The sequence below is a fragment of the Citrobacter sp. Cs237 genome (genome assembly GCF_030332325.1).
Classification (GTDB): domain Bacteria; phylum Pseudomonadota; class Gammaproteobacteria; order Enterobacterales; family Enterobacteriaceae; genus Citrobacter_A; species Citrobacter_A sedlakii.
In genome coordinates, this window is record NZ_JAOWIB010000106.1 from 88,018 (window position 1) to 107,876 (window position 19,859).

General features: G+C 58.4%; 20 protein-coding genes and 1 pseudogene. 8 read left to right on the top strand and 13 right to left on the bottom strand.

Features of this window, described 5'->3' with window-relative positions:
- Positions 1 to 144 precede the first annotated feature (144 nt).
- The 7 genes and pseudogenes from nrfA (at position 145) to gltP (ending at position 8,208) form a co-directional block, all read left to right on the top strand.
- Positions 145 to 1,581 carry an ammonia-forming nitrite reductase cytochrome c552 subunit gene (nrfA, locus tag OGY07_RS13815; protein WP_199957606.1) on the top strand — a complete coding sequence of 479 codons (1,437 nt, stop codon included), beginning with the start codon at positions 145 to 147 and terminating at the stop codon, positions 1,579 to 1,581.
- Positions 1,582 to 1,627: 46 nt separating this feature from the next.
- Complete coding sequence (gene nrfB, locus OGY07_RS13820; protein WP_042291137.1) at positions 1,628 to 2,191, top strand: cytochrome c nitrite reductase pentaheme subunit; 564 nt, start codon at positions 1,628 to 1,630, stop codon at positions 2,189 to 2,191.
- A complete protein-coding gene (nrfC, locus tag OGY07_RS13825; protein ID WP_042291135.1) occupies positions 2,188 to 2,859 on the top strand; it encodes a cytochrome c nitrite reductase Fe-S protein in 672 nt (223 codons plus the stop codon). Before nrfB ends, nrfC begins: the two co-directional genes overlap by 4 nt.
- Positions 2,856 to 3,812 (top strand): cytochrome c nitrite reductase subunit NrfD, encoded by a 957-nt coding sequence (nrfD, locus tag OGY07_RS13830; RefSeq protein WP_042291132.1) that lies wholly within the window; start codon positions 2,856 to 2,858, stop codon positions 3,810 to 3,812. Before nrfC ends, nrfD begins: the two co-directional genes overlap by 4 nt.
- A pseudogene (gene nrfF / locus OGY07_RS13835) lies at positions 3,805 to 5,959 on the top strand (heme lyase NrfEFG subunit NrfF). The gene nrfD and the pseudogene nrfF overlap by 8 nt, the downstream one beginning before the upstream one ends.
- On the top strand, positions 5,946 to 6,554 hold the full coding sequence (nrfG, locus tag OGY07_RS13840; RefSeq protein ID WP_042291123.1) for a heme lyase NrfEFG subunit NrfG: 609 nt from the start codon (positions 5,946 to 5,948) through the stop codon (positions 6,552 to 6,554). Before nrfF ends, nrfG begins: the two are co-directional and overlap by 14 nt.
- A 343-nt stretch (positions 6,555 to 6,897) precedes the next feature.
- Positions 6,898 to 8,208, top strand: coding sequence for a glutamate/aspartate:proton symporter GltP (gene gltP / locus OGY07_RS13845; RefSeq protein ID WP_042291121.1), 1,311 nt, complete (start codon positions 6,898 to 6,900; stop codon positions 8,206 to 8,208).
- A gap of 47 nt (positions 8,209 to 8,255) precedes the next feature.
- On the opposite strand, the gene yjcO is transcribed toward gltP, so the two are convergent.
- Together yjcO and fdhF are read right to left on the bottom strand one after the other, a co-directional pair.
- Positions 8,256 to 8,945, bottom strand: a complete 690-nt coding sequence (yjcO, locus tag OGY07_RS13850; RefSeq protein ID WP_042291118.1) for a Sel1 family TPR-like repeat protein YjcO — start codon at positions 8,943 to 8,945, stop codon at positions 8,256 to 8,258.
- 115 nt (positions 8,946 to 9,060) lie between these two features.
- Complete coding sequence (gene fdhF, locus OGY07_RS13855; protein WP_084589031.1) at positions 9,061 to 11,208, bottom strand: formate dehydrogenase subunit alpha; 2,148 nt, start codon at positions 11,206 to 11,208, stop codon at positions 9,061 to 9,063.
- Positions 11,209 to 11,479: 271 nt separating this feature from the next.
- Between fdhF and yjdP the strand changes: the two genes are divergently transcribed.
- A complete protein-coding gene (gene yjdP, locus OGY07_RS13860) occupies positions 11,480 to 11,803 on the top strand; it encodes a DDRRRQL repeat protein YjdP (protein ID WP_205612951.1) in 324 nt (107 codons plus the stop codon).
- A 40-nt stretch (positions 11,804 to 11,843) separates the two neighbouring features.
- Here yjdP and phnP read toward each other — a convergent pair whose 3' ends face one another.
- Genes phnP through phnF form a run of 11 tightly spaced genes read right to left on the bottom strand, consistent with a single transcriptional unit; the run spans position 11,844 to position 19,843 of the window.
- Positions 11,844 to 12,602, bottom strand: a complete 759-nt coding sequence (gene phnP, locus OGY07_RS13865; protein WP_286601231.1) for a phosphonate metabolism protein PhnP — start codon at positions 12,600 to 12,602, stop codon at positions 11,844 to 11,846.
- A gap of 8 nt (positions 12,603 to 12,610) precedes the next feature.
- A complete protein-coding gene (phnO, locus tag OGY07_RS13870) occupies positions 12,611 to 13,045 on the bottom strand; it encodes an aminoalkylphosphonate N-acetyltransferase (protein ID WP_286601233.1) in 435 nt (144 codons plus the stop codon).
- On the bottom strand, positions 13,032 to 13,586 hold the full coding sequence (gene phnN / locus OGY07_RS13875; protein ID WP_042291088.1) for a ribose 1,5-bisphosphokinase: 555 nt from the start codon (positions 13,584 to 13,586) through the stop codon (positions 13,032 to 13,034). The genes phnO and phnN overlap by 14 nt, the downstream gene beginning before the upstream one ends.
- 2 nt (positions 13,587 to 13,588) lie before the next feature.
- Entirely contained in the window at positions 13,589 to 14,725 is a 1,137-nt protein-coding gene (gene phnM / locus OGY07_RS13880) for an alpha-D-ribose 1-methylphosphonate 5-triphosphate diphosphatase (RefSeq protein WP_269536223.1), read from the bottom strand.
- On the bottom strand, positions 14,722 to 15,402 hold the full coding sequence (gene phnL, locus OGY07_RS13885) for a phosphonate C-P lyase system protein PhnL (RefSeq protein ID WP_042291083.1): 681 nt from the start codon (positions 15,400 to 15,402) through the stop codon (positions 14,722 to 14,724). Before phnL ends, phnM begins: the two co-directional genes overlap by 4 nt.
- 9 nt (positions 15,403 to 15,411) lie before the next feature.
- Positions 15,412 to 16,170, bottom strand: a complete 759-nt coding sequence (phnK, locus tag OGY07_RS13890; protein WP_181822168.1) for a phosphonate C-P lyase system protein PhnK — start codon at positions 16,168 to 16,170, stop codon at positions 15,412 to 15,414.
- Positions 16,167 to 16,958: an alpha-D-ribose 1-methylphosphonate 5-phosphate C-P-lyase PhnJ gene (phnJ, locus tag OGY07_RS13895; protein WP_060570450.1), complete on the bottom strand. Its 792-nt coding sequence runs from the start codon at positions 16,956 to 16,958 to the stop codon at positions 16,167 to 16,169. The genes phnK and phnJ overlap by 4 nt, the downstream gene beginning before the upstream one ends.
- Before the next feature lie 46 nt (positions 16,959 to 17,004).
- Entirely contained in the window at positions 17,005 to 18,072 is a 1,068-nt protein-coding gene (locus OGY07_RS13900) for a carbon-phosphorus lyase complex subunit (protein WP_286601242.1), read from the bottom strand.
- Positions 18,072 to 18,668, bottom strand: coding sequence for a phosphonate C-P lyase system protein PhnH (gene phnH, locus OGY07_RS13905; protein ID WP_042291077.1), 597 nt, complete (start codon positions 18,666 to 18,668; stop codon positions 18,072 to 18,074). Before phnH ends, OGY07_RS13900 begins: the two co-directional genes overlap by 1 nt.
- A complete protein-coding gene (gene phnG, locus OGY07_RS13910) occupies positions 18,665 to 19,117 on the bottom strand; it encodes a phosphonate C-P lyase system protein PhnG (RefSeq protein ID WP_286601245.1) in 453 nt (150 codons plus the stop codon). Before phnG ends, phnH begins: the two co-directional genes overlap by 4 nt.
- A complete protein-coding gene (gene phnF / locus OGY07_RS13915) occupies positions 19,118 to 19,843 on the bottom strand; it encodes a phosphonate metabolism transcriptional regulator PhnF (RefSeq protein ID WP_060570380.1) in 726 nt (241 codons plus the stop codon).
- Positions 19,844 to 19,859: the final 16 nt, after the last annotated feature.

Genomic DNA, 19,859 nt, shown 5'->3' on the forward strand with positions numbered 1-19,859 from the left:
TTGATTAAAGACAACATTTTCCGTGTGGTTTTTTGTTACATCTAGATTAGGGCAATGTCATGACGGTTATGTGCGGTTATCGTCATGGAAAGAATAAAAAAGAACCGTCATTAAGAGCAATGGCGCAATCTGGATGAGACCTCTATGACAAGGATTACACATCGTGCACGCCGTTTTTTCAGCCTGATAGTACCGCTTTTTTTCATTTCTGCTGTTTACGCTGAGCAAACTGCCGCACCCGCAAAAACCGTTACCGTTGAAGCGAAAAATGACGTCTTCGCGCCTCAACATCCCGATCAATACCTCTCCTGGAAAGCCACGTCGGAACAGTCCACGCGGGAAGACGCGCTGGCGGAAGATCCGCGGCTGGTGATCCTGTGGGCAGGTTATCCCTTCTCTCGTGACTACAACAAACCGCGCGGGCACGCGTATGCGGTAACCGACGTGCGGGAAACCCTGCGTACGGGCGCGCCGAAAAACGCCGAAGACGGTCCGCTGCCGATGGCCTGCTGGAGCTGCAAAAGCCCGGACGTGGCGCGTTTGATCCAAAAAGAGGGGGAAGATGGCTACTTCCACGGCAAATGGGCGCGTGGGGGACCGGAGATCGTCAATAACTTAGGCTGCGCCGACTGCCATAACACCGCATCCTCCGATTTCGCGAAAGGCAAGCCGGAACTGACCCTGTCGCGCCCCTATGCGGAACGCGCAATGGAAACCATCGGCAAGCCGTTCGATAAGGCCAGCCGCTTTGACCAGCAGTCAATGGTCTGCGGTCAGTGCCATGTGGAGTACTATTTCGACGGTAAAAACAAAGCCGTTAAGTTCCCGTGGGATGAGGGAATGAAGGTCGAGAACATGGAGAAATACTACGACGCCATCGCGTTCTCTGACTGGACCAACTCGCTGTCGAAAACGCCCATGTTAAAAGCGCAGCACCCGGAATATGAGACCTGGAGCGCGGGTATTCACGGTAAAAACAACGTGACCTGTATTGACTGTCACATGCCAAAAGTGCAGAACGCGGAAGGTAAACTCTACACCGACCACAAGATTGGCAACCCGTTCGACAACTTCGCCCAGACCTGCGCGAATTGCCATACCCAGGACAAGGCTGCGCTGCAAAACGTGGTCGCCGAGCGTAAAAAGTCGATCAACGAGCTGAAAATCAACGTCGAGGATCAACTGGTTCATGCTCACTTCGAAGCGAAGGCGGCCTGGGATGCCGGAGCGACGGAAGCGGAAATGAAGCCGATTCTGGAAGACATTCGCCATGCGCAATGGCGCTGGGATCTGTCGATCGCCTCTCACGGCATTCATATGCATGCGCCGGAAGAAGGGTTGCGGATGCTGGGCGGCGCGATGGATAAAGCCGCTGATGCCCGTACCAAACTGGCGCGTCTGCTGGCGACCAAAGGCATCACCCACGAGATCGCCCTGCCGGATATCTCCACCAAAGAGAAAGCCCAGGCGGCGATTGGTCTGAACATGCAGCAGATTAACGCTGAAAAACAGGACTTCATCAAAACGGTGATTCCGCAGTGGGAAGACCAGGCGCGTAAAAACGGTCTGTTAAGCCAATAACCCCTTCCGCCCCACACACAGGGGCGGATTACTCAACGGAGTGAATATGAGCGTATTACGTTCGTTATTAACTGCTGGGGTGCTGGCGTCAGGTCTGTTATGGAGCCTGAGTGGGGCAACCGCCACGCCAACGCCGCAGGAGTCTGATCGCTGGGAGGTCACGCCACAGCGTAGCCCGGACGCCGCCTGCCTGGACTGTCATAAGCCGGACACCGACGGGATGCACGGCAAGCATGCGTCCGCCACCAATCCGAATAATAAACTGCCGGTCACCTGTACTAACTGCCACGGCCAGCCGTCGCCGCAGCACCGTGAAGGGGTGAAGGATGTGATGCGCTTTAACGAGCCGATGTACAACGTCGAGCAGCAAAACAGCGTCTGTATGTCCTGTCACCTGCCCGAGCAACTGCAAAAAGCTTTCTGGCCGCACGATGTTCACGTCACGAAAGTGGCCTGCGCCAGCTGTCACTCACTGCATCCGAAGCAAGACGCAATGCAGACGTTAAGCGATAAAGGGCGGATTAAAATCTGCGTCGATTGCCACAGCGATCAGCGCAACAATCCGAACTTTAATCCGGCGTCGGTTCCCTTGCTTAAGGAGCATCCATGAGCTGCTCCCGTCGCCAGTTTATCACCCGCGTCGGCGCGCTGGTGGCGGTTAGCGGCACAGCAGGACGCGTGGTAGCGAAAACGTTGAATATCAACGGCGTGCGTTACGGCATGGTGCATGATGAATCGTTATGTATCGGCTGTACCGCCTGTATGGATGCCTGTCGGGAAGTGAACAACGTGCCGGAAGGCGTCTCGCGGCTGACGATTATTCGCAGCGAACCGCAGGGGACGTTTCCGGACGTGAAGTACCGCTTTTTCCGTCATTCATGCCAGCATTGCGATCATGCGCCGTGCGTGGACGTCTGTCCGACCGGCGCGTCCTATCGCGATGCCGCCAACGGTATTGTGGACGTCAACCCGGATCTCTGTGTCGGTTGCCAGTACTGTATCGCCGCTTGTCCATACCGGGTGCGCTTTATCCATCCGGTGACGAAAACGGCGGATAAATGCGATTTCTGCCGTAAGACCAACCTGAAAGCGGGCAAGCTGCCAGCCTGCGTTGAGGCCTGCCCGACGAAGGCGCTGACCTTTGGTAATCTTGACGATCCCAACAGCGATATTTCGCGGCTGTTACAGCAGAAACCCACCTACCGTTACAAGCTGGCGCTGGGCACGAAACCGAAGGTCTACCGCGTTCCCTTTAAATTTGGGGAGGTGAGCCAATGACAAACGCATCTGCTTTCCACTTTGAATCGCTGGTGTGGGACTGGCCCATCGCCATCTATCTGTTTTTGATCGGTATCTCCGCCGGGCTGGTCACGCTGGCGATTCTGCTGCGTCGTTTCCATCCGGAGGCGGGCGGCGCTGACAGTACGCTGCTGCGTACAACGCTGGTGGTCGGGCCGGGGGCGATAATTCTCGGCCTGCTGATTCTGATCTTCCATCTGACGCGTCCGTGGACCTTCTGGAAACTGATGTTTCACTACAGTTTTACGTCAGTGATGTCGATGGGGGTCATGCTGTTCCAGTTGTACATGGTGGTGCTGGTACTGTGGCTGGCGAAAATCTTTGAAAAAGAGCTGATTGCTCTGCAACAGCGTTGGCTGCCGCGTCTGAGTGTGCTGCCAAAAGCGCTGTCGCTCATCACGCCGTTTCATCGCGCGCTTGAAACGCTGATGCTGGTGTTGGCGGTACTGCTTGGCGCCTACACCGGATTTTTGCTTTCCGCGCTCAAGTCCTACCCGTTCCTGAATAACCCGGTCCTGCCGGTGTTGTTCCTGTTCTCGGGGATCTCTTCCGGCGCGGCGGTGGCGCTCATTGCAATGGCCTTGCGCCAGCGCAGCAACCCACACAGTACGGAAGCGCACTTTGTTCACCGAATGGAAACACCGGTGGTGTGGCTGGAAATCTTCCTGCTGGCGGCCTTTTTTGTTGGCCTGGCGTTGGGCGATGACGGCAAAATGCGCGCGCTTTCCGCCGCGTTAGGCGGTGGATTCTGGACCTGGTGGTTCTGGATCGGCGTCGCGGGGCTGGGGCTGATTGTGCCGATGCTGTTGAAGCCGTGGGCGAATCGTGGATCCACCTTCCACGGTGTGCTGGCGGCCTGCGGCGCCAGCCTGACCGGCGTTCTGCTGTTACGTTTCTTTATTCTGTATGCGGGGCAACTGACGGTTGCATAACCTGGACGTGTTCCTACCTGAAGCCGGTTTTCTGGCGCTGTTGTTAAGCCTTGGGGTCAACGTGTTGACCCCGCTTGCCGTGCTGACCGGGATTCAGCGGCGCTGGCTGGGCGTTATGCGCCTGGCGAGCGTCGGCGTCTGGACGCAGTTCGCGCTTCTGCTGGCGGCGTTTACGCTGTTGATAAACGCCTTTCTGAGCAGCGACTTTTCGGTCATCTACGTGGCGCAGCACAGCCACAGCTTGCTGTCGTGGGGGCTAAAGCTGGCGGCGGTATGGGGCGGACATGAAGGTTCCTTACTGCTATGGGTGCTGTTTCTTTCTGCCTGGAGTGCGCTGTTTGCCTGGCGCTACCGTCAACAATCGGATGCGCTGTTTCCGCTGACGCTCAGCCTTCTTTCTCTGATCATCGCGTTGCTGCTGCTGTTTGTGGTGGTGTGGTCTGATCCGTTTGCACGCATTTTCCCTCCCGCGATAGAAGGGCGCGATCTCAACCCGATGCTGCAACATCTGGGGTTGATCCTGCATCCGCCGCTGCTGTATCTGGGCTATGGCGGGCTGATGGTGGCTACGGGCGTGGGGCTCGCCTCGCTGCTTCACGGCGATTTTACTGCCGCGGCCGCCCGGGTGTGCTGGCGCTGGGCGCTGCCCGGCTGGTGCGCGCTGACCCTCGGCATCATCCTTGGCTCCTGGTGGGCGTACTGCGAGTTGGGGTGGGGCGGATGGTGGTTCTGGGACCCGGTGGAAAACGCCTCTCTGTTGCCCTGGCTGTCCGCCAGCGCGCTGCTGCACAGTCTGTCGCTTTCGCGCAGACAGGGGATTTTTCGCCACTGGTCACTGCTGCTGGCGATCGTCACCCTGATTCTTTCACTGCTGGGCACGCTGATTGTGCGCTCCGGCATTCTGGTCTCTGTGCATGCTTTTGCGCTGGATAACGTGCGCGCGGCGCCGCTGTTTGCGCTGTTCGCCGTGCTGAGTCTCGCTTCGCTTGCGCTGTACGCCTGGCGGGCGCGTGATGGTCAACCGACAGCGCGTGCGGGGAACGGGTCGCGTGAAACGTTGATACTCGCGACGCTACTGCTTTTTTGCGCGGTACTGCTGATCGTGCTGGTGGGGACGCTTTACCCGATGATTTACGGTCTGCTTGGCTGGGGACGTCTTTCCGTAGGCGCGCCTTATTTCAATCGCGCTACGCTGCCGTTCGGCCTGCTGATGCTGGTCGTCATCGTTGTGGCGACGATAAGAAACCGTAAATCTGCCTGGCGACGACAGCTTCCGGCGCTGATTGCCCATACAGGCGTGCTGATCGCGGCGCTGGGGATTGTGGTGTCCAGCGTCAGCCGTCAGGAGATTAGCCTGAATTTACGTCCGGGGCAGCAGGTGGCGCTGGCAGGATACACCTTCCGCTTCGACCGGCTCGAGCTTGAAGCAAAGGGCAATTACACTACCGAGAAAGCGCAGATTGCGCTGTGGCAGGGGGAGAATCGTATTGGCAATTTGACACCGGAGCGGCGGTTTTATACCGCGCGCCGCCAGCAGATGATGGAGCCGGACATTCGCTGGAACCTTATACACGACTGGTATGCGGTAATGGGCGAGAAAACCGGTCCGGAACGTTACGCCATGCGGTTGTACGTTCAAAGCGGCGTGCGCTGGATCTGGGGCGGTGGGCTGCTGATGATTGTCGGCGCGCTACTGAGCGGCTGGCGCGGGAGGAGGGAAGATGCGTAATACGGCGCCATTTCACAGGCTGTTCATCCTGGTTACGCTACTTTTTTTCACGCTTATCGTCCACGCTCAGGTCGTCGATACCTGGACCTTCGCTAACCCGCAGCAGCAGGAGAAAGCGCTTTCTGTCGCCAGCCGGTTACGTTGTCCCCAGTGCCAGAACCAGAACTTACTGGAATCCAACGCGCCGGTGGCGGTCAGTATGCGCCATCAGGTCTACACAATGGTGGCGGAGGGGAAAAGCGAAGCGGAAATTACTGTCTGGATGACTGAACGCTACGGCGACTTTGTTCGCTACAATCCACCGCTGAACGGACAAACTTTGCTGCTTTGGGCGCTGCCGTGTCTGTTACTGCTGGTGGTGGGGGGGATCCTGTGGCGCGCGGTAACGCCCAAAAGGACAAACGATGATGCAGCCTGACTCCCACCGTTCTCTGCCCGTAAAACGTCTGGCGGCGGCCGTCATGCTGATGGTGATTATCTGCTTTAGCGGCTATCTGCTGTCGCCGAAATGGCAGGCGGTACGCAGCGAACAGCAGCGTCTGGCAGATCCGCTGCATGCGTTTACCGACGCGCAAACCCCACAAGCGCAACTGCGAACGTTGCAGAACCAGATTCGCGCGAATCCCCAGGACAGCGAAAAGTGGGCGTTACTCGGCGAGTATTACCTCTGGCGTAACGACTACGCTAACGCGCAGCGGGCGTATCGTCAGGCGCTGCAACTGCGCGGGGAGAACGCCGAGCTTTACGCCGCGCTGGCGACGGTGCTTTACTATCAGGCGGGACAGCATATGACGCCGCTGGCCCGCGAGATGATTGATAAAGCATTAGCGCTGGACGCCAGTGAGGTGACCGCGCTGATGCTCCTGGCCTCGGATGCGTTTATGCAGGCTGATTACCGCGAGGCGATTATCCAGTGGCAAAAAGCCCTCGATCTCAATTCACCGCGGGTAAACCGCGCACAGGTGATTGACGCAATAAATATGGCGAAGTTGTTGCAGAATCGTCAGAAATGATTTTGTTTTTTTGTGATTTATGTCGTTTTTGCTGTTTAAAAAACAGGCAAATGAACATCATGCGCAAAATAATTCCTGAAAGTTATAATTCAAAAACGCACATTTAAAAATCTTTCCATAACAAATAGTTATTCATAATAAACGCCATAAACTCGCGTTATTATGCATTATTTCAGCTAAATGCGCTGTTCTGAAAGGGTTGCGCAAGATGCCTTGCAAATGGTACTGATTATGCGCGTTAAAAAACTCTATAACCCAACGCAACACAATTCATACCCTTTCAGTATGTATCCATTCCCGCTTTGACGAGGGGACTGGCGCTCCATTGAGGAAGTCCGCTGTTATGAAAAGTTTTAAACTCAGCCTGGCCTGGCAGATTTTGATTGCCATGGTGCTGGGCATTCTACTGGGGAGTTACCTGCACTATCACAGCGACAGCCGTGAATGGCTGATTGCTAACCTGCTGTCACCGGCAGGGGATATCTTTATCCATCTGATCAAAATGATCGTCGTCCCTATCGTGATTTCGACGCTGATTGTCGGTATTGCCGGGGTGGGTGATGCCAAACAGCTTGGGCGTATCGGCGCCAAAACCATTATCTATTTCGAAGTGATCACGACCATCGCCATCATTCTGGGTATCACGCTGGCGAATGTGTTTCAACCCGGTTCCGGCATTGATATGTCGCAACTGGCGACCGTGGATATTTCGAAATACCAGAACACGACGGCGGAGGTGCAGAGCCATGCACATGGCCTGATGGGCACCATACTCTCGCTGGTGCCAACCAACATCGTGGCATCGATGGCGAAAGGCGATATGCTGCCGATCATCTTCTTCTCGGTACTGTTTGGCCTGGGGCTTTCTTCGCTGCCTGCCACACACCGTGAACCGCTGGTGACGGTGTTCCGCTCCATCTCCGAAACCATGTTTAAAGTCACCCATATGGTCATGCGTTATGCGCCGGTCGGGGTGTTCGCACTGATTGCCGTGACCGTCGCTAACTTCGGTTTTGCCTCCCTGTGGCCGCTGGCGAAACTGGTGCTGCTGGTTCACTTCGCGATTCTGTTCTTCGCGCTGGTGGTGCTGGGGATTGTCGCGCGCCTGTGTGGACTGAGCGTCTGGATCCTGATTCGCATTCTGAAAGACGAGCTGATCCTGGCTTACTCCACTGCCAGCTCCGAGAGCGTGCTGCCGCGTATCATCGAAAAGATGGAAGCCTACGGCGCGCCAGCGTCGATTACCAGCTTCGTCGTGCCAACGGGGTACTCCTTTAACCTTGACGGTTCCACCCTGTACCAGAGTATTGCCGCCATCTTTATTGCGCAGCTGTACGGGATCGACCTGTCGTTGTGGCAGGAGATCGTTCTGGTGCTGACGCTGATGGTCACGTCGAAAGGGATTGCCGGCGTGCCGGGCGTGTCGTTTGTGGTGCTACTGGCTACATTAGGCAGCGTGGGCATTCCGCTGGAAGGTCTGGCGTTCATCGCTGGTGTCGACCGTATCCTCGACATGGCGCGTACCGCGCTGAACGTGGTGGGGAATGCGCTGGCGGTGCTGGTCATTTCCAAGTGGGAACACAAGTTTGACCGCAAGAAAGCGCTGGCTTACGAGCGCGAGGTGCTGGGCAAATTTGATAAAACCGCCCAGTAACGGTTAACAGGTTGCCGGATAAGCATCGCGTTATCCGGCAACCTGCATCACCCGTTCGTTAATTTCTCAAACTCCTCGCAGCCGGTATCGAATCCTTCGGTGCAGCTCAGATTCAACCAGTGCAGCGCCTTCTGTTTGTTCTTCTCAATAAAGCCCTGTTCACCGTTCAGAAACATCATTCCCGCCCAGTATTCGGAATAGCCGGTACGGGAAATGGCGGAACTGCGTTTGAAATACCAGGTCGCTTTGTCATCGTCTGCCGGAATGCCGACGCCGTTGGCGTAAATCAGTCCAAGCAGCATCTGCGCATCAACCGCCACGTCGCTCTCGAGATTTTGCGAGGCGTTTTGCAGCAGGGAAATCGCTTTCGGGTAGTCGGGCTTCCCGGCCTGGGTGTTCAACAGAATCCGCGCGAGGGTGATCTCGCCCGCTTTACTGCCCGCTTGCGCCGCCCTTTCGGCCAGCGTTTTCGCTTCACGGTAATCGAGGCTGACCGGGTTGGTGATTTTGATTTGCGCCAGTAGCGCACAGGCGTCGGCATCGCCATTACTGGCGGATTTCTGCGCCCAGTATTCGGCTTTGCTTAAGTCGCCAAAGCTAAACCAACTGTCAGCGAGGTAATACTGTGCGCGTCTGTCTCCTGCCTCTGCGGCCTGCAAATACTGGCTTCCCGGTTCCGGGGCGGCAGCATGGGCAAAGAATGTCATGAATAACATCAATGCAAGAAGTGGTTTCATTTTGCGTTTTAGTTAGGGTACGGAAAAGACAGTATAAAGAGATCGTCTGGATAAAAAAACAGCCTCCATGGAGGAGGCTGCTGTCGTTAAACATGCCAGGTAAGGCATGTCAGAATCAACCCATTGCGCTTTCGCGCAGACGGGTTTTCAGCTTGTTGTATTCGTCAATCACATACTGCTCGGCGGCGCGCTGGTCGGCGATCGGCTCAACGCGTACGGCGCAGTATTTGTACTCCGGCGTTTTGGTAATCGGGCTTAAGTTCTCGGTGACCAGCTCGTTACAGGCACCAATCCACCACTGGTAGGTCATGTAAATCGCCCCTTTGTTCGGGCGTTCGCTGACCTGCGCGCGGGTGATGATTTTGCCTTTACGCGAATGAACCCAGACCAGCGCTTCATCTTCAATGCCCAGACGCGCGGCGTCGGCGGCGTTGATTTGCGCATAGCCCGGCTCGTCCGCCAGCGCAGCCAGCGCCGCGCAGTTACCGGTCATTGAGCGGCAGGAGTAGTGGCCAACTTCACGAACCGTCGACAGCACCATCGGGTACTCTTCGGTCAGCTTGTCGATCGGCGCAACCCAGTCGCAGGTAAAGAACTGCGCGAGACCGTTCGGGGTATCAAATTTCTCTTTAAAGAGATACGAGGTGCCCTGATCGGCGTCGGACGTGTCGCGACACGGCCACTGGATATAGCCCAGTTCGCCCATTTTCTCGTACGTGGCGCCGTAGAAATCCGGGCACAGATGACGCAACTCGTCCCAGATCTCCTGGGTGTTGTTATAGTGCATCGGGTAGCCCATCCGGGTGGCGATTTCACTGATAATTTGCCAGTCCGTTTTCAGATCCCACTTCGGTTCGACCGCTTTAAAGAAGCGCTGGAAACCACGGTCAGCGGCGGTAAAGACCCCTTCATGCTCGCCCCACGACGTAGACGGTAAAATCACATCCGCCGCCGACGCGGTTTTGGTCATAAAGATGTCCTGCACGATAACCAGTTCCAGGTCCTCAAACGCTTTACGCACGGCTGACAACTCGGCATCAGTCTGTAGCGGATCTTCGCCCATGATGTACGCCGCGCGCACTTCGCCATGCGCCGCCCGGTGCGGCAGCTCGCTGATGCGATAGCCGGTATGTTCCGGCAGGCTGTCGACACCCCAGGCTTTGGCGAACTTCTCACGGTTTTCCGGGAACTTCACGTACTGATAGCCCGGATAGGTGTCCGGCAGCGCGCCCATGTCGCAGGCGCCCTGTACGTTGTTCTGACCACGCACCGGGTTGACGCCGACGCTCGGCTTACCGAGGTTACCGGTCAGCATCGCGAGGCTGGTCAGCGAACGAACGGTTTCCACGCCCTGATAGAACTGGGTGACGCCCATGCCCCACAGGATCGATGCGCTTTTCGCCCCGGCGTACATCCGCGCCGCCTGACGAATGTCGTGGGCGCTGACGCCGGTGATATCCTCAACAGATTCCGGCGTATAACCGTCGACAATCTTACGGTACTCTTCAAAGCCTTCCGTACGCGAAGCGACAAACGCCTGGTCGTACAGGTTTTCTTCAATAATGACGTGGCCCATGGCGTTCAACAGCGCGATATTCGAGCCGTTTTTCAACGCGATGTGCATATCGGCAATGCGCGCGGTTTCAATTTTGCGCGGATCGCAGACGATGATTTTCGCGCCGTTACGTTTCGCGTTAATCACATGATTCGCCACGATGGGGTGGGAATCCGCCGGGTTATACCCGAAGATAAACACGAGATCGGTGTTATCAATTTCGTTAATTGCGTTACTCATTGCGCCGTTACCGACCGACTGGTGCAGACCTGCAACCGATGGGCCGTGTCAGACGCGAGCGCAGCAGTCAACGTTATTGGTACCAATAACGGCGCGCGCAAATTTTTGCATGATGTAGTTGGTTTCATTCCCGGTGCCACGCGACGAACCGGTCGTCTGAATGGCGTCGGGTCCGTATTTCGCCTTGATGGCGCTCAGGCGTTCAGCGACGTAATTCAGCGCTTCATCCCAGGAAACGGATTCCAGTTTGCCGCCGCGCTGGCGACGAATCATAGGGGTTTTCAGGCGCGGGGTCAGGATCTGGGTATCGTTAATAAAATCCCAGCCGTAGTAGCCCTTCAGACACAGGGTCCCCTGGTTGGTTTTCCCCTGCGCTGCCTCAGCCCGGACGATTTTGCCGTTATCGACCACCAGGTTGATTTTGCAACCTGATGCGCAATACGGGCAAACCGTGACGACTTTTTTCATCGGTCTCGCTCCAGTTAATCAAATCGCGCATACACGCTTGTCGCCCTGAGTATGCATCTTTTATGCCACATTTTAATTGGGGACTTTCCCTGATATTACGGGCAAATTTTGGACAAAACCCTGACGAAAAACAGGCTGTCGACAGTTTTGACGTGACGAAGGCGGCGATGGGCGCTCATTCTGCCCGGCAGGCTGGATTTGAGATTCCTCCGCTACTCGCGAGAATGACCGATGATTACCGTAGAGCCAGTCCACCGTTGAGGCTAACGCTATGAAACGCTACTCCACGCTCTTTTTATTCAGCTTACTGTCGCTGAGCACCGTTTCGGCGTATGCCGATGTGATTGATGACGCCATTGGCAATATTCAGCAGGCGATCAACGACGCCTATAATCCCGGCAGCAGCCGTAATGACGATGATGACGATCGTTACGATCGCAGCCGTCAAACCGACAGTCGACAGTACGACGATCGCCGCCGACAGCTCGAAGACAGGCGCCGCCGTTTAGACGAACGCCAGCGCCAGCTGGATGACGACCGACGTCGATTAGAAGAGGACGAACGCAGGCTGGAAGAAGATTACGAACGGTGGTAAGGGCAGTCTGTTGCCCTCTCCCGCAGAGGAGGGAAAACGCTTAGTCCAGCACCAGTACCATCCCGTCATACCCCGCTTCGATGCCGTCCGGCAGCGGGTTATCCATCATCCACACGTCAAACTGATGGCTGATATGCGTCAGGATCACCCGTGGGCAGCCAATCACCTCATTCAGCGCAATCACGGTGTTTAAATTGCAATGGTTGCGCGGCGCGTCCGGTCGCGGTTCATGGCTACAGTCGATCACTATCGCCTGCGGGCGGTTGTTGAGCAAAAATTTCAGCGTCTTATCCGGCAGCCCGGCGGTATCCGAAAGCCACGCCACCCGGCTGTGGGCAGACTCCAACAGATAGCCAAAGGTCAGCTTTGAGTGATTCAGCGGCAGCGGCGTCACCTGCAATCCCTGCAAATCAAACACCACAAACGGCTCGACGGTATGGCTGAAGTCGAGAATGCCGGGATGCTTAAACAGATCGTCGCAGCCCTGTTCGTCAGGCGGCCCGTACACCGGGATCGTCGCGCCCACGCCCCAGCGCAGCGGAAACAGCCCCTGCACGTGATCCATATGATAATGGGTGAGTAAAAATTGCTCAAAAGATCCGGCAGGCCAGCGATCCGCAAGATCGTGCAAGCCCGCGTCCAGCAATGTTACCGCATGATTAAATTTAATCACGCCGCTACACGGGCGACGACGATACGCTTCATGCTGGCGCGCCCGGCAGCAAGCCGCGCAGTCGCAGCCATACGCTGGAACGCCTTGTGCGCCGCCGGTTCCGGTTAAGGTGAGGGTCAGGCTCATCGGTTGCCTCACAGCGCTTTGGTGAAGCGAAAATGGCTCTGGGTGTAACCTTCGCGCAGGTAAAAGCGGTGGGCGTCAAGACGCTTCACGTTGGTGGAAAGCTCGGTCATCTCCGCCCCCGCGCGTCTGGCTTCGTCCTCTGCCCAGGCCAGCAGTTGACTGCCGATTTTCAGGCCGCGCGCCTGGGGCATTACCACCAGTTCCTGAATCTCGCCGATCCAGTTGACGTGATGGAGATGAAATTGCATATGCAGACCAATCATACCCACCACCTCGCCGTCGAGCAGCGCAAGCTGATAGCGCAGATTGCTATCCCGCAGGTTCGCTGCAAAGCCGGCGCTGAACGCCTGATGATCGAACTCGGCTTGCTTTAGTTCGCAAATGAGGGCATAGACGGCGTGGGTGTCGTCCGCCGTGGCGCGACGCAGTTCACAGGCAGGCATGGCTTTTCTCCTTTCGTCCGATCAGCATTAACAGCGTATCGACTGACTGTAGCAGACTGCCGTCATTGTTCAGCGTATGGCAGTCAAACGGCGCGTAGCGGGCGGCGCGTTCGAGACGGGCGGCAATCTCCGCTTCGCTTTCGCGTCCGCGCGCCTGTAACCGCTGGCGCAGAATGGCAGGGGAGACCTGCAAACAGACCGGCATCAGCGCTGTGCCGTAACGCGCCTGCGCCTGGGGAAGATGGGCGCGGGAGCCATTAACCACCACGTCGAATCCGCCGTTCAGCCACAGGTCGATCTCCACCCCGACGCCGTAGTATAAACCATTGGCGTGCCAGCTCAGCGCCAGCAGGTTATGTCCCGCACGGGTGAAAAATTCCTGTTCGCTCAGGGCGATATGGTTTTCATTTCCGGCGTTGGCCGCGCGGGTAATGTAGCGGTGCGCGACCAGGAGCTGCGCATGTTCCTGCTGGCGCAGCGCCGCCAGCAAACTGTCTTTACCGGAGCCGGACGGCCCCATCAGCCAGATCAGTTTTCCCATAGTCAGAACACCCTTTTTCCTTGACGCCAGACGTGATCGATATGCACGTGGTCGCCTTTGCGGTGCGCCAGTACCAGGTCGGCGCGTTTGCCCTCGGCGACAACGCCGCGATCGTTCAGATTCAGCGCCCGCGCCGGGTTGCGGGTCACCAGACGAATGGCCTGCGGCAGGGTAAAGCGGTTGGCATCGTCGTCGGCGACGCGAAAGGCGGCGTCGAGCAGGCTGGCGGGGTAATAATCGGACGAAAGAATATCCAGCAGCCCCAGTTCGGCAAGCGCATGCGCGGCGACGTTACCGGAGTGTGAACCTCCGCGCACGATGTTCGGCGCGCCCATCAGCACATTCATGCCATGCTCGCGCGACGCTTGCGCCGCGGCGAAGGTGGTGGGAAATTCGGCGATCACGCTGCCAAGCTGATGTGACTCGCGCACGTGGTCGGGCGTCGCGTCGTCATGGCTTGCCAGCGCGATGTTGCGCTCGCGGCAAAGCCGGGCGATAGCGCTGCGGTTAGGTTGCGACCAGCGGGCGGCGAGCGCCAACTGTTCTTCTTCATAGCGGGCCATCTGCTCGTCGGTGAGGGAATATTTGCCCTGATAATATTCGCGATACTTCTCGCGGTTGGCGAACTGGCGCTGGCCCGGCGAGTGATCCATCAGGGAAACCAGCGTGACCGGCTCGCGGCCGACCAGCTTTTCAAACAACGGCAGGGTGGTGTGATGCGGCAGCTCGCAGCGCAGATGCAGGCGATGCTCGGCGCGGTTGACGCCGCGCTTTTGCGTCTCTTCCACCGCGTTAATCATCTTTTCCAGATTTTCCAGCCTGTCGCCGCCGTCACGCACGTCGCCAATCGCCACCGCGTCCAGAACGGTGGTGATACCGCTGGCGACCATCAGCGCGTCGTGGCTGCTCATCGCTGAATGGGCGGGCCAGTCCACCTTTGGGCGCGGGGTGAAAAATTTATCCAGATTATCGGTATGCAGTTCAATCAGTCCCGGCAGCAGCCAGCCGCCTTCGCCGTCCAGCGCCTCCGGCAGACGGCTCTGGGTTTCGGCAAAAGCGTGGATCATCCCGTTGTGCATTTCCAGCGATCCCTGTACTACCTCGTCTTCCAGCACCAGCTTTACATTGTTGATAATCATGGTGTTGTTCCCATAAGATGCAAACGATCCGCCACCCGGTCGCGCACGGATTCATCGTGAAAAATGCCGACAATCGCCGCGCCGCGCGCTTTCGCTTCGGTAATCAATGCCACCACGGCGGCGCTGTTTTTGGCATCCAGCGAGGCGGTGGGCTCGTCGAGGAGCAGGATGGGATAATCGACAATAAAGCCGCGGGCGATGTTGACCCGCTGCTGCTCGCCGCCGGAAAAGGTCGAGGGGGCGAGATGCCACAGGCGTTCGGGTACGTTGAGGCGGGTCAGAAGACTCGCGGCTTTGGCGGCGCATGCTTCTCGCGGCGCGCCGAGGTCCAGCAGCGGCTGCATTACCACGTCCAGCGCACACACGCGGGGGATCACCCGCAAAAACTGGCTGACCCAGCCGATGGTAGAACGACGTACTTCCAGTACCTTGCGCGCTGGCGCCTGCACCAGATCCACCCACTCGTCGCCGTGACGAATCCGGATCTGCCCTTCGTCGGGCAGATAGTTAGCGTACAGCGAGCGCAGCAGCGTCGATTTTCCGCTGCCGGAGTGACCGTGCAGCACCACGCATTCGCCGCGCGCTACCGTCAGCGAGGCGTTTTGCAGTACCGGCAGACGCACGCCGTTTTGCTGGTGGAGAACAAAGGTTTTACTGACGTTTTCAACGCGAATCATGTTGGCCTCTTAATTCTGTAATACCGACGACACCAGCAACTGCGTGTACGGATGATGCGGATCGTCGAGCACGCGGTCGGTTAATCCACTTTCCACCACCTGGCCCTGCTTCATCACCAGCAGACGGTCCGCCAGCAGGCGCGCAACGCCCAAATCGTGGGTGACAATCACCACCGCCAGATCCAGCTCCACCACCAGCCCGCGCAGCAGGTCCAGCAGTTTGGCCTGCACCGAGACGTCCAGCCCGCCGGTCGGTTCATCCATAAACACCAGCTTTGGATGGGTGACCAGATTGCGGGCGATTTGCAAACGCTGCTGCATTCCGCCGGAGAAGGTGGTCGGCAGGTCATCAATGCGCGAGGCCGGAATTTCCACTTCCTCGAGCCATTTTTGCGCGGTAGCGCGGATTTCGCCGTAGTGGCGCGCGCCGGTCGCCATCAGCCGTTCGCCGATGTTGCCTCCCGCTGAGACCTGGCGTCGCAGGCCGTCCAGCGGATGCTGATGCACCACGCCCCATTCGGTGCGCAGCAGGCGGCGACGGTCGGCCTCGCTCATCGCATACAGCGAACGGTTCTGATACTGGATCTCGCCGGACTGCGGCGTCAGGCGCGAAGAGATTGACTTCAGCAGGGTGGTTTTACCGGAACCGGACTCCCCGACAATGCCCAGCACTTCGCCCGGCCACAGGTCAAACGAGACATCGCTGAAGCCTTTGCCCGGCGCGTAAAGGTGGGTCAGGTTATTCACTGAAAGCAGCGGCTGCGTCATTGGCGTTGGGCCTCACTCTGTTGGCGGCAGTAGTCGGTGTCGGAGCAGACAAACATCCGTTTGCCGCTGTCGTCGAGCACCACTTCGTCGAGATAGCTATGGGTTGACCCGCAAATGGCGCACGGCTCATTCCAGGTCTGGACGCTGAACGGATGATCGTCGAAATCGAGACTCTCCACGCGGGTGTACGGCGGTACGGCGTAGATGCGCTTTTCGCGCCCGGCGCCAAACAGTTGCAGAGCGGGCATCCTGTCCATTTTCGGGTTATCGAATTTGGGGATCGGCGACGGGTCCATCACGTAGCGCCCGTTCACCTTCACCGGATAGGCGTAGGTGGTGGCGATGTGGCCGAAGCGGGCGATATCTTCGTACAGTTTCACCTGCATTACGCCGTACTCTTCCAGCGCATGCATGGTGCGGGTTTCGGTTTCGCGCGGTTCGATAAAGCGCAGCGGCTCTGGGATCGGCACCTGGAAGATCAGGATCTGATCTTCGGTCAGCGGCGTTTCCGGGATCCGATGGCGGGTCTGGATCAGCGTCGCGTCTTCCGTACGTTCGGTGGTGTTTACGCCGGTGACGCGCTTAAAAAAGTTGCGGATCGACACCGCGTTGGTGGTGTCGTCGGCACCCTGGTCGATCACTTTCAGCACGTCCGGTTCGCCGATCACGCTGGCGGTGATCTGAATGCCGCCGGTGCCCCAGCCGTAGGGCATCGGCATTTCGCGGCCGCCGAACGGCACCTGATAGCCAGGGATCGCCACCGCCTTCAGGATAGCGCGGCGGATCATGCGTTTGGTCTGTTCATCAAGGTACGCAAAGTTGTAGCCGGAGAGGTTAGTCGTCACGGTCGGCCTCCTGTTGCAGGCGTTTAAGCAGTTCCAGCTCGGCCTGGAAATCGACGTAATGAGGGAGCTTGAGGTGCGAAACAAAACCCGCCGCCTCGACGTTATCCGCATGCGCCAGCACGAACTCCTCGTCCTGCGCCGGTCCTGTGACCGTTTCATCGTAGTCTGGTGCCTGTAGCGCGCGATCCACCAGCGCCATCGCCATGGCTTTGCGTTCGCTCATGCCGAACACCAGCCCGTAGCCGCGGGTGAAGTGAGGCGCATCATTGTCCGGGGCGACGAAGCCGTTGACCATTTCGCATTCGGTCACCAGCAGTTCGCCAACGTTTACCGCGAATCCCAGCTCTTCCGGCACCGTTTCCAGCTCAACGTAGCCGCTGCGGATCTCCGCCGCGAATGGGTGGTTGCGGCCATAACCGCGCTGGGTGGAATAGGCCAGCGCCAGCAGGTAGCCTTCGTCGCCGCGCATGAGCTGTTGCAGGCGTGAGGCGCGCGAGCAGGGGTAGACCGGCGGTGTGCGGGTGATATCGTCCGGCTGTGCGCCGGTATCCTCTTCGCGCTTTGCCAGCCCCTGCTTCGCCAGCAGGGAAAAGACGTGCGGCGCGGGTTCCGTTGGGTGATCGGCGGTGCGCAGAGGCGGCGTTTCGCCGTTCGCCAGCAGGGTGAAATCGAGCAGGCGATGGGTGTAGTCGTAAGTCGGGCCTAAAAGCTGCCCGCCGGGAATGTCTTTATAGACGGCGGAAATACGCCGCTCCAGGCGCATCTCCGCGCTGTTCAGCGGTTCGCTCACCGCCAGCTTCGCCAGTGTGGTGCGGTAGGCGCGCAGCAGGAAGATGGCTTCGACGTTGTCTCCGCTGGCCTGTTTCAGCGCCAGCGCCGCCAGTTCGCGGTCGGCGATACCGCCTTCGGTCATCACCCGGTCAACCGCCAGGTTCATCTGCTGTTCAATCTGCGCCACGCTCAGTTCATCGATGGCGGCATCGCCCCGACGGCGGTTCTCCTGGAGCGCATGGGCGTTGGCTATCGCCTTCTCGCCCCCTTTAACGGCGACGTACATCAGCACACCTCCACGTGGGTAGTGCGAGGGATGGCCAGCAGGCGCTCGCCGCAGGTAAGTATCAAATCGACGCCCAGCGGGAAGGGGTGCGGGCGTTCGGTCAGTTCGTGGATCAGACAGTCCGGTAACTGCGGCGCGATCATCCGTTCTTCGGCGATCCCCGCCCCGGTCAGGCGCAGCATCCGCCCGCCGCTGAGGCTGGTGACCTGGACGATCAGCGTGGCGCTGGTTTCCGGCGCCACGGCGGAACCCGCGGAAAGGGCGTTAAGCTGCTCGCGGCTGATGCGCTCGTCGGTGACGGCAAACGCTGCCAGCTGCGGCTGCTCGACCAATGGCGCCTGAGTATGAAAACGCAGGTTCTGGCTGGCGATGTCGTTGTTCACCGCAGGTGACAGCCATACCGGCGTGTCGCCATCGACCAGGGTCAGCAGGACGCTGGTGGTGGCAAGGTTCAACGGTTGCCAGCCGTGCTTAAGCTGATGCAGGGCGACAATCACGCCCGGTTCGCTCATTGCTTTCAGCAGGCGGCGAAAGCTCTGTTGCGCGTCCTGAACGGGCAGGGTAAAGGCGGTTTGTAGTTCCGTGGATCGTGTCATTCGTTATCTCCGCGTACCAGCGTAAAGAAGTCGACCCGGCTGGCGTTCACTTCAGCGCGGCGGGCAGCGATTTGCGCCTCGCGTTCGGCCTCCAGCGGGGCGATTAAGGTTTCCATGAGCGTCTGAAAATGGGCCTGCTCCTGTAACAGCGCGTCGACGACGGCGCACCGTTCGGCGTGCTGTTTATTGCGTCCCAGCAGGTAGCTGTAGCCGAGCGTGCCGCTGTTCAGGCGCACCACCGCGCGGGTGAGCGTGGTATCGCCGGCAAAGAAACGGTTGCCGGTGCCGCCCATGCGCGCCTGGATCTGCATCAGACCGGTTTCCGGCGCGCGGATAAGTGTGTAGTCCGGCGCCAGCTTCAGCGCCTGCATCAGTGCGTTCAGCGTTTCGGCGTTGCTCCAGGACAACGCGCGCATCCAGCGCTGGCGGGTGGCGGTATCGATATGCATTCAGTGCTCCATAGTGAATTCGATCATGTCGGCGCGGGTCAGGCTGACGGAGTATTCCGCTGCCTGCTCCTCACCTTCACGATGGTTCAGGGTGCGCACGCAGAGCAGCGGCGCCATGTTCGGGATTTCCAGTACCTTGCTCTCTTTCGCCTGCGCGCGGCGGGCGCTGATGCGCGTCTGGGTACGCATCAGCGTCAGCCCGGACTGTTCGCGCAGATAGTCATGCAGCGAGCCGCTATGGAAGCCCTGCAACAGCGGCCAGAGGCTGAGGTCGGAAAAGTAGTGATCGATCAGGCACAGGGCGATACCGTTGACCCGGCGTAGCGTTCGCAGGTGAATGACGTTGTCGCCTTCCTGCACGCTGAGGGCATCAGCAACGTGGCGGGAAGCCGGTCGCAGTACCGCCAGCAGCTTTTCGCTGGTGGGATGGCTGCCCTGATCCAACAGATTCTGGCTAAAGCGCGCCTGGGCGTTCAGCGGGTAGTCGAACGGGCGCATCAGCACCAGCACGCCGACACCCTGACGACGCTGCACCCAGCCGCGTTCAACTAACTGATCGATGGCCCGGCGCAGGGTATGGCGGTTCACCTCATAACGGGCGGCAAGCTGATGCTCCGCCGGAAGATAGTCGCCGCAGCGGTAATGTTGACGAAGCTCCTGCTCAAGTCTCGCGGCAATCTCCTGATAACGCGTCGGGTAACTGGTCGGATGTGTAGACAAGTGCATAGCCATCAATGCCTCG

Coding starts and splice junctions, on each gene's coding strand:
- nrfD (WP_042291132.1), top strand. CDS start 2,856: ATGACAAACGCATCTGCTTTCCACTTTGAATCGCTGGTGTGGGACTGG.
- phnO (WP_286601233.1), bottom strand. CDS start 13,045: ATGCCTGCCTGTGAACTGCGTCGCGCCACGGCGGACGACACCCACGCC.
- phnM (WP_269536223.1), bottom strand. CDS start 14,725: ATGATTATCAACAATGTAAAGCTGGTGCTGGAAGACGAGGTAGTACAG.
- OGY07_RS13900 (WP_286601242.1), bottom strand. CDS start 18,072: ATGTACGTCGCCGTTAAAGGGGGCGAGAAGGCGATAGCCAACGCCCAT.
- phnH (WP_042291077.1), bottom strand. CDS start 18,668: ATGACACGATCCACGGAACTACAAACCGCCTTTACCCTGCCCGTTCAG.
- phnK (WP_181822168.1), bottom strand. CDS start 16,170: ATGACGCAGCCGCTGCTTTCAGTGAATAACCTGACCCACCTTTACGCG.
- phnF (WP_060570380.1), bottom strand. CDS start 19,843: ATGCACTTGTCTACACATCCGACCAGTTACCCGACGCGTTATCAGGAG.
- phnL (WP_042291083.1), bottom strand. CDS start 15,402: ATGATTCGCGTTGAAAACGTCAGTAAAACCTTTGTTCTCCACCAGCAA.
- phnG (WP_286601245.1), bottom strand. CDS start 19,117: ATGCATATCGATACCGCCACCCGCCAGCGCTGGATGCGCGCGTTGTCC.
- phnJ (WP_060570450.1), bottom strand. CDS start 16,958: ATGATCCGCCGCGCTATCCTGAAGGCGGTGGCGATCCCTGGCTATCAG.
- nrfA (WP_199957606.1), top strand. CDS start 145: ATGACAAGGATTACACATCGTGCACGCCGTTTTTTCAGCCTGATAGTA.
- gltP (WP_042291121.1), top strand. CDS start 6,898: ATGAAAAGTTTTAAACTCAGCCTGGCCTGGCAGATTTTGATTGCCATG.
- nrfG (WP_042291123.1), top strand. CDS start 5,946: ATGATGCAGCCTGACTCCCACCGTTCTCTGCCCGTAAAACGTCTGGCG.
- yjcO (WP_042291118.1), bottom strand. CDS start 8,945: ATGAAACCACTTCTTGCATTGATGTTATTCATGACATTCTTTGCCCAT.
- nrfC (WP_042291135.1), top strand. CDS start 2,188: ATGAGCTGCTCCCGTCGCCAGTTTATCACCCGCGTCGGCGCGCTGGTG.
- nrfB (WP_042291137.1), top strand. CDS start 1,628: ATGAGCGTATTACGTTCGTTATTAACTGCTGGGGTGCTGGCGTCAGGT.
- phnN (WP_042291088.1), bottom strand. CDS start 13,586: ATGGGAAAACTGATCTGGCTGATGGGGCCGTCCGGCTCCGGTAAAGAC.
- yjdP (WP_205612951.1), top strand. CDS start 11,480: ATGAAACGCTACTCCACGCTCTTTTTATTCAGCTTACTGTCGCTGAGC.
- phnP (WP_286601231.1), bottom strand. CDS start 12,602: ATGAGCCTGACCCTCACCTTAACCGGAACCGGCGGCGCACAAGGCGTT.